The sequence below is a fragment of the Nocardioides sp. Root140 genome, assembly GCF_001426745.1.
In the GTDB taxonomy this organism is placed as follows: domain Bacteria; phylum Actinomycetota; class Actinomycetes; order Propionibacteriales; family Nocardioidaceae; genus Nocardioides.
In genome coordinates this window covers 893,766-907,769 of sequence record NZ_LMFI01000010.1, presented here as the reverse complement: position 1 = coordinate 907,769, position 14,004 = coordinate 893,766, and the positions used below count along the sequence as shown (strand labels likewise).

At 68.1% G+C, this 14,004-nt stretch carries 15 protein-coding genes and 1 tRNA gene; 10 read left to right on the top strand and 6 right to left on the bottom strand.

What is annotated here, in order from left to right; translation table 11 throughout:
* Nucleotides 1–60 precede the first annotated feature (60 nt).
* Nucleotides 61–573, top strand: a complete 513-nt coding sequence (locus tag ASD30_RS14745; RefSeq protein ID WP_056685050.1) for a GNAT family N-acetyltransferase — start codon at nt 61–63, stop codon at nt 571–573.
* Here ASD30_RS14745 and ASD30_RS27190 read toward each other — a convergent pair.
* On the bottom strand, nt 552–1,730 hold the full coding sequence (locus ASD30_RS27190) for a hypothetical protein (protein WP_056682796.1): 1,179 nt from the start codon (nt 1,728–1,730) through the stop codon (nt 552–554). The two genes, ASD30_RS14745 and ASD30_RS27190, sit on opposite strands and share 22 nt — an antisense overlap.
* Nucleotides 1,731–1,847: 117 nt before the next feature.
* A tRNA-Lys gene (locus tag ASD30_RS14735) sits at nt 1,848–1,920 on the bottom strand.
* Between the two features lie 416 nt (nt 1,921–2,336).
* On the opposite strand from ASD30_RS14735, the gene ASD30_RS14730 reads away from it, so the two are divergent.
* The 9 genes from ASD30_RS14730 (at nt 2,337) to ASD30_RS14690 (ending at nt 9,701) form a co-directional block, all read left to right on the top strand.
* The gene (locus tag ASD30_RS14730) at nt 2,337–2,540 is read left to right on the top strand and encodes a cold-shock protein (RefSeq protein WP_045548871.1); all 204 of its coding nucleotides are present in this window, start codon (nt 2,337–2,339) and stop codon (nt 2,538–2,540) included.
* 208 nt (nt 2,541–2,748) lie between these two features.
* On the top strand, nt 2,749–2,946 hold the full coding sequence (locus ASD30_RS14725) for a hypothetical protein (RefSeq protein WP_056685047.1): 198 nt from the start codon (nt 2,749–2,751) through the stop codon (nt 2,944–2,946).
* 92 nt (nt 2,947–3,038) lie between these two features.
* Nucleotides 3,039–3,332: a metal-sensitive transcriptional regulator gene (locus ASD30_RS14720; protein WP_056682793.1), complete on the top strand. Its 294-nt coding sequence runs from the start codon at nt 3,039–3,041 to the stop codon at nt 3,330–3,332.
* 25 nt (nt 3,333–3,357) lie between these two features.
* Entirely contained in the window at nt 3,358–3,576 is a 219-nt protein-coding gene (locus ASD30_RS14715; RefSeq protein ID WP_268788295.1) for a heavy-metal-associated domain-containing protein, read from the top strand.
* Nucleotides 3,573–4,457: a hypothetical protein gene (locus ASD30_RS14710; RefSeq protein WP_056682790.1), complete on the top strand. Its 885-nt coding sequence runs from the start codon at nt 3,573–3,575 to the stop codon at nt 4,455–4,457. The genes ASD30_RS14715 and ASD30_RS14710 overlap by 4 nt, the downstream gene beginning before the upstream one ends.
* Nucleotides 4,447–6,681, top strand: a complete 2,235-nt coding sequence (locus tag ASD30_RS14705; RefSeq protein WP_056682787.1) for a heavy metal translocating P-type ATPase — start codon at nt 4,447–4,449, stop codon at nt 6,679–6,681. Before ASD30_RS14710 ends, ASD30_RS14705 begins: the two co-directional genes overlap by 11 nt.
* Before the next feature lie 76 nt (nt 6,682–6,757).
* Nucleotides 6,758–7,375: a DUF47 domain-containing protein gene (locus tag ASD30_RS14700; protein ID WP_056682784.1), complete on the top strand. Its 618-nt coding sequence runs from the start codon at nt 6,758–6,760 to the stop codon at nt 7,373–7,375.
* Between the two features lie 4 nt (nt 7,376–7,379).
* Complete coding sequence (locus tag ASD30_RS14695) at nt 7,380–8,393, top strand: inorganic phosphate transporter (RefSeq protein ID WP_056682781.1); 1,014 nt, start codon at nt 7,380–7,382, stop codon at nt 8,391–8,393.
* A gap of 435 nt (nt 8,394–8,828) precedes the next feature.
* Nucleotides 8,829–9,701: a hypothetical protein gene (locus tag ASD30_RS14690; RefSeq protein ID WP_235532591.1), complete on the top strand. Its 873-nt coding sequence runs from the start codon at nt 8,829–8,831 to the stop codon at nt 9,699–9,701.
* Nucleotides 9,702–9,864: 163 nt separating this feature from the next.
* On the opposite strand, the gene pstB is transcribed toward ASD30_RS14690, so the two are convergent.
* The 4 genes from pstB to pstS form a co-directional block, all read right to left on the bottom strand.
* The gene (gene pstB / locus ASD30_RS14685) at nt 9,865–10,644 is read right to left on the bottom strand and encodes a phosphate ABC transporter ATP-binding protein PstB (protein WP_056682775.1); all 780 of its coding nucleotides are present in this window, start codon (nt 10,642–10,644) and stop codon (nt 9,865–9,867) included.
* A 20-nt stretch (nt 10,645–10,664) separates the two neighbouring features.
* A complete protein-coding gene (gene pstA / locus ASD30_RS14680) occupies nt 10,665–11,744 on the bottom strand; it encodes a phosphate ABC transporter permease PstA (protein ID WP_056682772.1) in 1,080 nt (359 codons plus the stop codon).
* 4 nt (nt 11,745–11,748) lie between these two features.
* Nucleotides 11,749–12,699, bottom strand: a complete 951-nt coding sequence (gene pstC, locus ASD30_RS14675) for a phosphate ABC transporter permease subunit PstC (RefSeq protein WP_056685040.1) — start codon at nt 12,697–12,699, stop codon at nt 11,749–11,751.
* Nucleotides 12,700–12,798: 99 nt separating this feature from the next.
* Nucleotides 12,799–13,923, bottom strand: coding sequence for a phosphate ABC transporter substrate-binding protein PstS (pstS, locus tag ASD30_RS14670; RefSeq protein WP_056682769.1), 1,125 nt, complete (start codon nt 13,921–13,923; stop codon nt 12,799–12,801).
* Nucleotides 13,924–14,004: the final 81 nt, after the last annotated feature.

Sequence of the window (14,004 nt, the reverse complement as noted above, 5' to 3'; positions counted from 1 at the left end):
GGTTGGTCTCGGCAAATATTGGTTTTGTCCCGACGGATGGCCTGTGATCTGATCCGCACCATGATCGAACTGGTCCAGCCCGAAGACCGCCACTACGCCTCCTGGTGCACCGCCGAGGACGAGTTCGGCGACACGCACCGTGACGGGTCCGGATTCTTCGGGCCGCGGCCGGCGACCGACCGGGCCTCGTTCGAGCAGATGGTCGCGGACCGCCTGGCCCAGGCCGACCCCGCGACCGTGCTGCCCGAGGACCGGGTGCACTGCACGTTCCTGTGGATTGTCGAGGGGGACGAGTTCGTCGGCTACCTCGCCATCCGGCACGCGTTGACCCCGTTCCTGCTCGAGGAGGGAGGCCACATCGGGTACTCCGTACGCCCGTCCCGACGCCGTCAGGGCCACGCGTCGCGCGCCCTGGCGCTGTCCCTGCCGATCGCCGTGTCCTTGGGCATCGACCGCGTGCTGGTCACCTGCGACGAGTCGAACGTCGGGTCGCGTCGCACCATCGAGGGCAACGGTGGCGAGTTCGAGGACGTCCGCAACGGCAAGCGCCGCTACTGGATCCCGGTCTCCTGACGCTGGAGTCGCTCGAGCACCCGGGTGAACTCGGCGGCGTCGACCAGGCTCGCGTCGACGACGTACGGCGGCATGCCGGTGCGGTGGATCAGCACCTTCCAGCCGCGACCTCCGGGTGTGCCGACGGTCTCGTACTTCGTCGTCGGACTGGCCAGGTCGAAGCGGTGATGGCTGTCCCGGGTCCGGATGTCGAGGTTGCCCCGCTCGATCATCACCGTCGACGGCGCCGACCGGCCGTGCGCCCTCCAGAGCGCCAACGTGACCACGACTGCCACTCCGGCGAGCACGAGCGTGGTCGTCGACGGGTGCTGCGAGGCCCACCAGGCCAGGGCCGCGGTGGCCACGGCTGCGAGCCCGAGCAGCGCCAGCAGGAGGGCTCTCGAGCTGCCTCGTGGTGAGAGGTCGACGTTCTCCTGGTCCGGCTCGACGGTCGGCTTGACGTTCTGCTCGACGGGCATGCTCGCCGTGGGGCTCTCCGACGGGGTAGCCACCACGGCGGGCAGCACGGCGGTCTGCACGGGCTCCGGCTCGGGTTCGGGCTCGGGTTCGGGCAGGACGGGCACCGGCTCGGGTTCGGGTACGGGTGGGACAGATACCGGCTCGGGTTCGGGGTCGGGCTGGACCTCGGCCGCGGCCCGGACCGGCTCGGGTTGCGGGCTGTGGGACCGCCGGGTGGCCGAGGCCAGGAGTTCCTCGAGGGTCTCGAAACGCCCGGCGCTCGCAGGCTCCGGCTCGGGCGTGGGCTCGGGTGATCCAGGCTCGGGCTCGACTGGTTCGCTGTCACCACGCAGGGCCGCGAAGACGTCGACGCGAGCCGACGGACTGAAGTCCTCGACGTCGACCACGCCGATCGGCAGGTCCGCGACGGTCGGGCGCGGGGCAACCATGGAGTCGGAGTTCGGCTCGACGTCGTCAGACGCGGCCTCGTCGGGCTCGTCCGCCTCGGCGTGGTCCGCCTCGTCGGCGTCCTCTGCGTCCTCGGCGTGGTCCGCCTCTTCGGCGAAGATCGAGAGATGTGTGTCGGTGGATGCGTGCGGCGCCTCGCCGAGTACCTCCGCGAGGGGTGCGGTCAACGGATCCAGGGTGGCCGGTACGGAGGCCTCCACGGTCTCGCCCGAGTCGGTCTCGCCCGGCTCTTCTCGCGAAAAGGGGGCCATATCAGGCAAAACTAGTCACTCGGCGACACGTTATGCCGCACGGACGCGTATGTGAGACGCACTGACCCGTCGTGAATTGTTCCGGACGGGACAATTCACGACGGGTCAGTGCCCGGGTAGGCCCTGTGGGACTCGAACCCACAACCAACGGATTAAAAGTCCGGAGCTCTGCCAATTGAGCTAAGGGCCCTCGGGTCAGGACGTCGCGCGAGCGTTCGGCGATTCCTGTTCCGCGGTGGCACACGATATCCCGCGCCATGCGATCGTCTGCACCCCGGCGTACGACGATCGATCGCCCGCCGCCTGCGTCGTACGCCGCACCGGCACTGGCCTGAGCGCAGAGGGACCCGTTACACCGCTGTTGCGAAGAGTTCACCGGATCCGGAGAAATCGGTGTGGTTTGACGGTTTCTTTTCCGTACGTGATTGGTAGTGTCGTGTCTGCATCAGGTGCAAGTTCCAGTATGGCTGACGCCCGCGGAGTTTGTGATCCAACGGCGTTTCTTCTTCGTGGGCCTGCCTCCACGAGTCGGAGCGACGTGTCACCGCAGTTGATGCGGGGTTGTCGCAGTGATGACCTCTCGCCCCGACAAAGGAGTAACGAGCAATGGCTCAGGGCACCGTCAAGTGGTTCAACGCTGAGAAGGGCTTCGGCTTCATCGCCCAGGAGGACGGCGGCGACGACGTCTTCGTGCACTACTCGGCCATCCAGACCAACGGCTACAAGTCGCTGGACGAGAACCAGAAGGTCGAGTTCGACGTCACGCAGGGTCCCAAGGGCCCGCAGGCGGAGAACGTTCGCCCGCTCTGATCGAATCGATCGAGCACGACACGGAGCTGGTCACCTGACCTGACTTCCATCTGGAGGCCCCATCCCCCTGCGGGGGTGGGGCCTTCGGGTCATTTTTGGGTCATTTGCTGGCCACCTACGTTTCGTAGCACCCCACACAGGGCACGATGGTCCATGAGGCATGCCCAGAGTCGGGCTCGGGGGCGCTTCGGACGAGAGAGGGCTGCGCGTGCACGACCAGTTCGACGTCACGCTCGAGGACCAGGAGCTGTTGGATGAGGTTGAACTCACCACCAGCCTGATCATCGCGGCCAGCGAGTCCGACGAGTCACTGACCCAGGAGCAGATCGACCTGATCCTCGGGGTCACTCCGGTCGAGGCGGAGCCGGAGCCCTCCTCCCCGGAATCGCCTGCGCCCTCCGACTGACCTGCCGTCGTTCACCGACCCGAGCCGACTCCCGACGGAGTCGGCTCTTTTCGGCTCTTGCGATGCTTACCCTAGGGGGGTACCCTATTCTCATGAGCGAACACCAGCACGGCTACATCCACCGCAAGGATGACTACCTCAAGCGTCTCAAGAGGATCGAGGGGCAGGCCCGCGGCCTGCAGCGCATGGTCGAGGAGGAGAAATACTGCATCGACATCCTCACGCAGGTCTCCGCGATGACCAAGGCGCTCCACGCCGTCTCGATCGGTCTGCTCGAGGAGCACATGAGCCACTGCGTCGTCGACGCGGCCCGAGTCGGTGACCGGGAGGCCCAGGAGAAGATCCGCGAGGCCACCGACGCCATCTCCCGCCTCGTCCGTTCCTGACCCCGTCCCGTCGAAGGAGAGCACCGTGTCCACCACAGGCACCAGCACCAGCACCTGGACCGTCACCGGCATGACCTGCGGCCACTGCGTCGCGTCCGTCACCGAAGAGCTGCTCGAGGTCCCCGGCATCGACGCCGTCGACGTGACCCTCGAGACCGGGCAGGTCACCATCACCAGTGCCCAACCGCTCGACCGCTCGACCGTCGAGGCAGCCGTGACCGAAGCCGGCTACCAGCTGTCATGAGCACCGGAACGAGGATCGCGACCTTCGTGGTCGGCCTGGCGGTCGTCTTCGGCCTTGCGGTGTACGTCGGCCGCGCCGCCGGCCCCGACGTCACCGACGAGGTGGCGGCCGAGGAGCACGAGGGCATGGGCGGTTCGGACAGCCACGAGGGGGACGGCGAGCACGCCGGCCACGAGCCGGCGTACACGCTCGAGCTCGCGCGGCCCGAGGTCGACCCGGGTGACGACAAGAGGGTGGCCTTCACCCTCGTGGGTGCTGACGGCGAACCGCTGCGCGACTACGACGTCGTGCACGAGAAGCGCCTGCACCTGATCGTGGTGGGCACGCCGGCGTTGACCAGCTTCCAGCACGTGCACCCCACGATGTCCGCCGACGGTCGTTGGACCGCGCGCCTCGACCTGGCTCCCGGCACCTACGAGGTGTACGCCGACGCCACCACCGCCGGCGAGAACTTCGTGGCCACCGCGCCCCTGGTCGTACGCGGCCACCACCCGCGGCCCGAGTCCGTGCCCGCCGCGACCGTGCTCCAACGCACCGGCCCGTACGCCGTCGCGATGACCCGGGTCGACGACCAGGTCACCTTCACGATCTCGCGCCACGGCAAGCCGGTCACCGACATCGAGCCCTACCTCGGAGCCAACGGCCACCTGGTCGTCATCGAGGCCCGGAAGTTCGAGTACCTCCACGCGCACCCGCTCGCGGGACCGGCCGGCCCGCAGGTCTCGTTCGAGGTCGCCGACTCCTCTGGTGCGCACCGGCTGTTCCTGGAGTTCAAGCACGACGGCGCGGTCCGCCGCGTCGCGTTCACGGTCGGCGCCGTTCAGGGCGCCGGTGCCGCCGAGGACGACCACGCCGAGGAAGGAGACGGCCATGAGCACTGAGTCGACCCAGACCGAGGCCGAGATCCTCATCTCGGGGATGACCTGCGCGTCCTGCGCCAACCGCATCGAGCGCAAGCTCAACAAGGTCGCCGGGGTCGAGGCGAGCGTCAACTACGCCACTGAGAAGGCCAAGGTGACCTTCGCCGACACGATCACGCGTGACGACCTCGTGGCCACGGTGGAGGCCGCCGGCTACGGCGTGGTCTCGACCTCGCTCGACGAGGCTCCTGCCGTGTCTGAGGATGCCGCTGAGGATGCCGCTGGGGACGCCGCCGACGCTGCGGCGCGGGCCTCCCTGCAGCGCCTGCTGATCAGCGCCGCCCTCACCATCCCGGTGATCGTGGTGGCGATGGTGCCGCGGTTCCAGTTCGAGTACTGGCAGTGGGCCTCGCTCACCCTGGCCGCGCCGGTCGTGGTCTGGGGCGGCTGGCCGTTCCACCTCGCCGCGTGGCGCAACCTGCGCCACGGCACCACGACGATGGACACGCTGGTCTCCGTCGGCACGATCGCCGCGTTCGGCTGGTCGCTCTACGCGTTGTTCCTCGGCACCGCCGGCACGCCCGGCATGGTGCACCCGTTCGACCTGCGGCCCCGCCGCGAGTCGGGCACCGGCAACATCTACCTCGAGGTCGCCGCAGGCGTGACCACGTTCCTGCTGGTCGGCCGCTGGTTCGAGGACCGTGCCAAGCGCCGTGCCGGCTCGGCGCTGCGCACACTGCTCGAGCTCGGCGCCAAGGAAGTCTCGCTGTTGCGCGACGGCGTCGAGACCCGCATCCCCGTCGCACAGCTCGTGGTCGGCGACGCGTTCGTCGTACGACCGGGGGAGCGGCTGGCCACCGACGGCGTGGTCGAGAGCGGCACGTCGGCCGTCGACGCTTCCCTGCTCACCGGTGAGTCGGTGCCGGTCGAGGTCGGGCCGGGTGACGCGGTCACCGGGGCCACCGTCAACGCCGGCGGCCGGCTCGTCGTGCGCGCCACGAGGGTCGGCGCCGACACCCAGCTGGCCCGCATGGCGACCCTCGTCGAGGACGCCCAGAACGGCAAGGCGCCCGTGCAGCGACTGGCCGACCGGGTCTCCGGGATCTTCGTGCCCATCGTGATCGCCATCGCCGCGGCCACCCTCGGCTTCTGGATCGGCGCCGACGCGCCCCTGTCGTTCGCACTGACCTCCGCGGTCGCCGTGCTCATCATCGCCTGCCCGTGTGCACTGGGCCTGGCCACGCCGACCGCCCTGATGGTCGGCACCGGCCGAGGCGCCCAGCTCGGTATCCTGATCCGCGGCCCGGAGGTGCTCGAGTCGACCCGTCGCGTCGACACCGTCGTGCTCGACAAGACCGGCACCGTCACCCACGGGCGCATGTCCCTGGTGTCGGTCGTGGCCGCCCCCGGTGAGTCCGAGGACACCGTGTTGCGGCTCGCCGCCGCCGTCGAGGACGGCTCCGAGCACCCGGTCGGCCGCGCGATCGTCGCCGGGTACGACGGCGTGCTCCCCGCCGTCGACGGGTTCGCCAACCAGCCCGGCATCGGCGTCTCCGGCACCGTGGACGGCCGCGCCGTCTCGGTGGGGCGCAAGGTTTCGGTCGACGGCGCACTCGCGACGGCCCTCGACGAGGCCGAGTCCAAGGGACACACCGCGGTGGTCGTCACCGTCGACGACCGGGTCCGCGGTGTCGTGGTCGTGGCCGACACCGTGCGGTCGACGTCCGCGGACGCCGTACGCCGCTTCCGTGAGCTCGGGCTGGAGCCGGTCCTGCTCACCGGCGACAACGCGCGGTCGGCCTCCGCCGTCGCGGCCCAGGTCGGCATCGACCGAGTCGTCGCCGAGGTGATGCCCGCCGACAAGGTGGCCGAGGTGCGCCGCCTGCAGGACGAGGGCCGGGTCGTGGCGATGGTCGGCGACGGCGTGAACGACGCCGCCGCGCTGGCCCGGGCCGACCTCGGCATCGCGATGGGCTCCGGCTCGGACGTCGCGATCGAGGCCAGCGACCTGACCCTGGTCCGGGAGGACCTGGGTCTCGCTGCGGACGCGATCGGCCTCTCCCGCCGTACGCTCCGGACCATCAAGGGGAACCTCTTCTGGGCGTTCGGCTACAACGTCGCGGGTCTCCCACTGGCCGCTGCGGGGCTGCTCAACCCCATGCTCGCGGGGGCCGCGATGGCCTTCAGCTCCGTGTTTGTCGTCACGAACAGCCTCCGTCTGCGGGGGTTCACGCCGGGCCGTTGAAGGGTCAAGTTGCGCGACGCGCCGACGTTGGCCCTAGCATGTTCAGCGTTCAGGTCCTCCTCATCAGGAGTTTTCCGTGGCTTTCCGCTTTCGTCCGGTCGATTCTTCCTTCTACGACCTCTTCTCCGAACAAGCCCAGCACCTCGTCGGGGGTGCCGCGCTCCTCGCCGAGATGCTCGGTGCCGACAGCAACCGCGAAGAGGTTGCCGAGCGCATGCGTGCCGCCGAGCACGCGTGCGACGAGACCACCCACGCCATCGTGCGGCGGGTGAACAGCACGTTCGTGACGCCGTTCGACCGCGAGGACATCTACTCGCTGGCCTCCGGGCTCGACGACGTGATGGACGAGATGGACGAGGCCGTCGACCTCATCCTGCTCTACGAGGTGGAGCACCTGCCCTCCGAGCTGTCCAAGCAGGTCGAGGTGCTCCAGCGCTGCGCCGAGCTCACCGCCGACGCGATGCCGCGTCTCCAGGCGATGAAGGACCTCGACGAGTACTGGATCGAGATCAACCGCCTCGAGAACGCCGGCGACAAGAACTACCGCCGTACCCTCGCGAGCCTCTTCAGCGGCAAGTACGAAGCCCTCGAGGTGATCAAGCTGAAGGACATCGTGGAGTCGCTCGAACAGGCGATCGACGCCTTCGAGACGGTGGCCAACATCGTGGAGCAGATCGCGGTCAAGGAGTCCTGACCGGATGGAACTCGCGATTGTCATCGCGGTGGTCGTCGTCGCCCTCGCGTTCGACTACACCAATGGCTTCCACGACGCGGCGAACGCGATCGCCACGTCGGTCTCGACCCGTGCGCTGACCCCACGCGTCGCCCTGATCCTCGCCGCGGTGATGAACTTCGTCGGCGCGCTGCTCGGCCAGGAGGTCGCGCACACGGTCAGCGACGTGATCGACACCAGTGGGTTCGACGTCGAACACGGGCTGGTCATCGTGATGGCCGGCCTGCTCGGGGCGATCGTGTGGAACCTCGTCACGTGGTACTTCGGGCTGCCCTCGTCGTCCTCCCACGCCCTGATCGGCGGCCTCGTCGGCGCCGCGCTCGTGGGCGGCGCCACGGTCTCGTGGAAGACGATCATCGACAAGGTGCTCATACCGATGGTGCTCTCGCCGCTGTTCGGCTTCGTCGCCGCGTTCCTGGTGATGCTGCTGATCATGTGGCTCTTCCGTCGCGCCAACCCCCACAAGGTCAACCGCGGCTTCCGCCTGATGCAGACCGTCTCGGCGGCCGGCCTGGCCCTGGGCCACGGCCTCCAGGACGCGCAGAAGACGATGGGCGTGATCTTCCTGGCCCTGGTCACCAGCGGGCATGCCGCGGCCGGTGACGAGCTGCCGCTCTGGGTGGTCATCGCGGCCGCCGGTGCGATCTCGGCCGGCACCTACTCCGGTGGCTGGCGCATCATGCGCACCCTCGGCCGCCGGATCATCCACCTCGACCCGCCGCGCGGCTTCTCCGCCGAGATGGTCGGTGCGGGTGTGCTCTACACGACCGCGTTCGCGTTCCACGCGCCGATCTCGACGACCCACACGATCACCTCCGCGATCATGGGCGCCGGCGCCACCAAGCGCTTCTCGGCCGTGCGCTGGGGCGTGGCAAAGTCGATCGTGACGGCCTGGGTGCTCACCTTCCCGATGGCCGGCCTCGCCGCCGTGATCTGCTACTACCTGCTCCACTTCCCCCTCGAGATCTTCATCGGCTGACCTGCTTCCCCCTTCTCGATACTCCCTGACGTTTCGGCCCCAGCTTCGGGATACTCCCTGACGTTTCGGCCCCAGCTTCGGGATACTCCCTGACGTTTCGGCCCTCGACCAAGGTTGTTCTCGCAGTGCGGCCGGCGTACCTGTGGATGACGCGAGCGAGAGATTGCCGGTTCGGTGCACCATCCGTGCATGCGCGAACAGGAAGCACATCCCTCGATCGGTGCGCGGGGAGGGCCGCCGTACGCCGTCTCCCACGGTGGTGATCTGACGTGTCCCTGGCCGGCTGCTCACCGGGATGGCCTGGTCCTCCCGGTCCGAGTAGGGCGGCCGGGTGGGCCTTCGGCGAAGGCAGCGCGTGGTCCGGGCTGGCGTCGCTCATCGCGTGGCTTCTACGTGCCTGCGTACGTCGACGGGGATCGGGCCGAGCAGCGCATCGTGGAAGCGAGCGTGGTCATGCCGCTCGGGGCGGGCATCACCGGGTGGGCGAGTCTGCGCTGGTATGGCGCGGTGTGGTTCGACGGGTACGCACCTGACGGTGCGACCCAGCTGCCCATCCGGATATTGACTGGTGACCGCAACATCCGGAGCCAGCCAGGATTCGTGGTGGTCGAGGAGCGGCTCTTGCCGACAGATCTCACGGTCGTCGACGGTGTGGTCACGACCGATCCGGTGCGGTCCCTGACGCACGAGATGCGATATGCGACCAGCATGCGGGAAGCGTCCGTGGCGTTCAGTATGGCGGCGTACTCCGACCTGGTCACGGCACACGAGATCTGCGCGCATGGGCTCGAGCATCCGGGATGGACGGGGGCGCCCCAGCTGCGCGAGGCCAGCGCGTTCCTGGAAGAAAACTCATGGTCGCCCTGGGAGCAGCGGACAAGCCTGGTCTGGCAGATCGACGCAGAGCTTCCGAAGCCGATGGCCAATCGACCCATCTTCGACAGGTACGGCAATCACCTCGGCACGCCCGACCTGCTGGACGAGGTCGCCGGAGTGGTCATGGAGTACGACGGGGGCGTCCATCTGGCACCGGGCAGAGAGGTCATCGACGCTACCCGGCTTGAGCGATTTCGCAACGTGGGGCTCGAATGCTTGACGGTGCGTCGCGGTGAGACCACTTTTCGCGAGTCGTTGGCCGGTCGGATGCGGGCGACGCGAGAACGGGCGCAGTTCGCGGCGCCGTCCCGTCGGCACTGGACGACCGAGCTGCCGAGGTGGTGGATCCCGACCTTCACGGTCGAAGAGCGACGGAACCTTGGCGAGTCCGAGCGCGTTGCCCTGTTGCGCCTTCGGCGCAAGATCTCGTGAGACAAGCGTTCAGGGAAGCGCCGAAACGTCAGGGAGTATCGCGGCGGAAGGGCCGAAACGTCAGGGAGTATCGCGGCGGAAGGGCCGAAACGTCAGGGAGTATCGCGGCGGAAGGGCCGAAACGTCAGGGAGTATCGCGACGGAAGGGCCGAAACGTCAGGGACTATCCGAAGCGGCCGGAGATGTAGGCCTCGGTGGCGGACTCGTCGGGGTTGGAGAACACCTTGGTGGTGGGGTTGAACTCCACCAGGTGACCGGGCTCGCCGACCGCCTTCAGGTTGAAGAAGCCGGTGTCGTCGGAGACGCGGGCGGCCTGCTGCATGTTGTGGGTGACGATCACGATCGTGTAGTCGGACTTGAGCTCGTGGATCAGGTCCTCCACGGCCGCGGTCGAGATCGGGTCGAGGGCCGAGCACGGCTCGTCCATCAGCAGCACCTCGGGCTCGACGGCGATCGCGCGGGCGATGCACAGGCGCTGCTGCTGGCCGCCGGAGAGGCCCATGCCGGGCTTGGCGAGGCGGTCCTTCACCTCGTTCCAGAGGTTCGCGCCACGCAGCGACTTCTCGACGATCGTGTCGGCCTCGGGCTTCTTCAGCTTGCGGGCGTTGAGCCGGTTGCCGGCGAGGACGTTCTCGTAGATCGACATCGTCGGGAACGGGTTCGGCCGCTGGAAGACCATGCCGATCTGCCGGCGTACGGCGACCGGGTCGACCCCGGCGCCGTACAAGGACTGGCCGTCGACGACGACCTTGCCCTCGACCCGGGCGCCCGGGATCACCTCGTGCATGCGGTTCAGCGACCGCAGCACGGTGGACTTGCCACAACCGGACGGTCCGATGAACGCGGTCACCGACCGTGCCTTGATGTGGACGTTGACGCCTTGTACGGCGAGGAAGTCGCCGTAGTAGATGTCGAGGTCCTTGACGTCGATGCTCTTGGCCATGGTGTGCAGATTCCTTACGTTCAGCGCCCGGTCTTGGGGGCGAAGATGTTGCCGATGATGCGGGCAATGAGGTTGAGCGCCATCACGATGATGATCAGGACCAGGGCGGCGCCCCAGACCCGGTCGGTCCAGATGTCGCCGTACTTGGCGTCGGTGGTGCCGTTCAGCGAGCTGTAGATGTAGACGGGCAGGGTCTGGACCGCACCACTGAACGGGTTCCAGTTCGCCTCGGGGAACGTGCCGCAGATCAGCAGCAGCGGCGCGGTCTCACCGGCCACGCGGGCGATGGCCAGGGTGATGCCGGTGACGATGCCGGCCACCGCGGTGGGCAGCACGACCTTGACGATGGTGCGCCACTTCGGCACACCCAGGGCGTACGACGCCTCGCGCAGGTCGTCGGGCACCAGCTTCAGCATCTCCTCGACGGAGCGGACCACGGTCGGGATCATCAGGAGCGACAGGGCGACACCGCCACCGAGCCCGAGGCGGGGCAGCGGGTCGCCGGTCAGCACGATGAACAGCGACAGGGCGAACAGGCCCGCCACGATCGAGGGGATGCCGGTCATCACGTCGACCAGGAAGGTGATCACCTTCGCCAGGCGGGAGCCCGCGCTGTACTCGACCAGGTAGATCGCGGTGAACAGGCCAACGGGGATCGCGATGATCGCGGCGATCGCGGTGACCATGATCGTGCCCATGATCGCGTGGTAGATGCCACCGCCCTGGCCGAGCGAGGCGAAGCCCGTCATGTCGCTCTGCAGGAAGCTCGGCGTGAGCACCGGGCCGCCCTTCACGATCACCGTGTAGAGCAGGCTGAGCAGCGGCATCATGGCGACCGCGAAGGTCGACCAGACCAGGGCGTTGACCAGGCGGTCGGTGGCCTTGCGGCGTCCCTCGACGGCCGTGGACCAGGCGGTCAGGCTGACCAGGAACACCAGCCAGGCCAGCAGCACCATGACGGCGAATCCGGAGCCGAGCAACATTCCGGCGACGCCACCGATGGCGACCGCGAAGACCACGGTCAGCAGCGTCGCGGCGCGCGGCAGCTGGCCGGCCCGGATGGCCATCTCCTGCGGTGCGGCGATTTCGGTGTGGGTCATGACCTCACCCCTTGTTCTGGCCGCGGGTGGCGATCCAGCGGCCCGCGAAGTTGACGACGAAAGTGAGGAGGAACAGGGCGAGGCCGGCGAAGATCATCGTGTTGATCTTGTCGCCCGAGGCGTTCGCGTAGTTGTTGGCGATGAAGGCGGCGATGGTGTTCGGGTTCTCCGCCGAGATGATGCTCAGCGTGAGGTAGCCGGTGCCGGTCGCGGAGAGCACCATGGCCACCGCCATCGTCTCGCCGAGGGCACGGCCCAGGCCGAGCAGGATCGCGGCGACCATGCCGGAGCGGGCGTAGGGGAAGACCGCGAGGCGGATCATCTCCCACCGCGTGGCGCCGAGGGCCAGTGCGGCCTCCTCGTGGGCCCGCGGGGTCTGGGCGAAGATCTCACGCAGCAGCGCGGTCACGATCGGCAGCGCCATCAGCGCCAGCACGATCGACGCGGTCAGCAGCGAACGCGAGTTCACCGAGCCGTCGAAGAGCGGGATCCAGCTGAAGTGCTCGTTGAGCCACTTGTACGCCGGGAGCAGCTTGGGGGCGAGCACCTCGAGCCCCCAGAGGCCGAAGACGACCGAGGGTACGGCGGCCAGCAGGTCGACCAGGTAGCCGACCGGCTTGGCCAGCGCCTTGGGTGCGTAGTGCGAGATGACCAGCGCCAGGCCGACGGCCAACGGGGTCACGATCACGATCGCGATCAACGACGCGTAGATCGTGCCGTAGAGCAGCATCCCGACGAACTTCCAGATGTCGGGTTCGCCGTACGTCGCCTCACCGGAGGCGTCGAGGGCGGGTAGGCCCTGGATGAGCAGGAAGGTGCCCACCCCGGCCAGGAAGAGGATCACGATGAGACCGGAGACCAGCGAGACCTTGCTGAACAGCAGGTCGCCGAGGCGGGTCGGCGGTTTCGCCTCTACCGGCGGGGCCTCGGGGGCCTCGGGGCCCGGGTCGACCATGGTGCTCACTGAACCTCCAAGAACTGCAGGACGGGGGGTGGAATCAAAACTGGGGGCCGGACCCGACTTCGGGCCCGACCCCCTGAGCCTGTTGAGCGATCAGGATCCGATCTTGGCGACGATTTCCTGGGCGCGGGTGCGCAGGTCGTCGGAGAGCGGGGCCGAACCGGCCTCTTCGGAGCCGATGGTCTGGCCCTGGTCGGAGAGGATGTAGGTCAGGTAGCCCTTGACCTGCTTGGCGGTCGCCTCGTCGTCGTACTTCTGGCAGGCCAGGAGGTACGACGTGAGCACGATCGGGTAGACGCCGTCCTCGGTGGTGGTGTGGTCGAGGTCGTAGATCATCGCGGTGTCGCCGGCGCCCTCGGCCTCGGGGGAGACCTCGAGGATCTTGGCGGCAGCGTCGGCGGACGGCTCGACGAACGCGTCGCCGACCTTGATCTTGGCCACGCCCAGGTCGCCGGCCTTGCTGGCGTCGGCGTAGCCGATGGCGTTCTTCTCACCGTCGGTCACGGACTTCACGACACCGTCGGTGCCCTTGGCACCCTCGCCACCGAACTGCTTGGGCCACGTCTCGACGACACCGGCCGTCCAGTTCTTCTTGGCGACCGCGTCGAGGTAGTCGGTGAAGTTCTCCGTGGTGCCCGACTCGTCGGAGCGGTGCACGGGGCGGATGTCCGCGTTCGGGAGCTTCTCGTCCTTGTTGTCAGCGACGATGCGCGGGTCGTTCCACTTCTTGATCTTGCCGGCGAAGATGTCGGCCAGCACGTCGGGCGCGAGGTTGAGGTTCTCGACGCCGTCGACGTTGAAGATGACCGCGATCGGCGAGACGTAGTTGGGGATCTGGATCGGCGCTGTGCCGCAGGTCTTGGTGGCTTCGGTCAGCTCGCCCTCCTCGTCGCTGAGGTAGGCGTCGGTGCCCGCGAACTTGTAGCCGCCGGAGATGAAGTTCTCGCGGCCGGCGCCGGAGCCCTGCGGGTCGTAGGTGACCGTCACGCCGCTGGCGACCGTGGAGAAACCAGCGATCCAGGCGTCCTGGGCCGAGCCCTGGGACGAAGCGCCACCACCGGCGAGGGTGCCGGACAGGCCTTCGTAGACGGAGGTGTCGCCGGCGTCGCCCTCGAGGTCGGTGTTGCTGTCATTTCCCCCACCGCAGGCAGCAAGGGAGAAGACGGCGATCGTCGCGATTGCGGGTGCCGCGATGCTACGGAAAGAAGTGCGCTTCACTTCAGTGCTCCTGATGTTTTGATGTTGATGACACCAGTGAGTGAAAGCCCTCCAAGTGACCGGATTGCTCGGCCTCGGTGA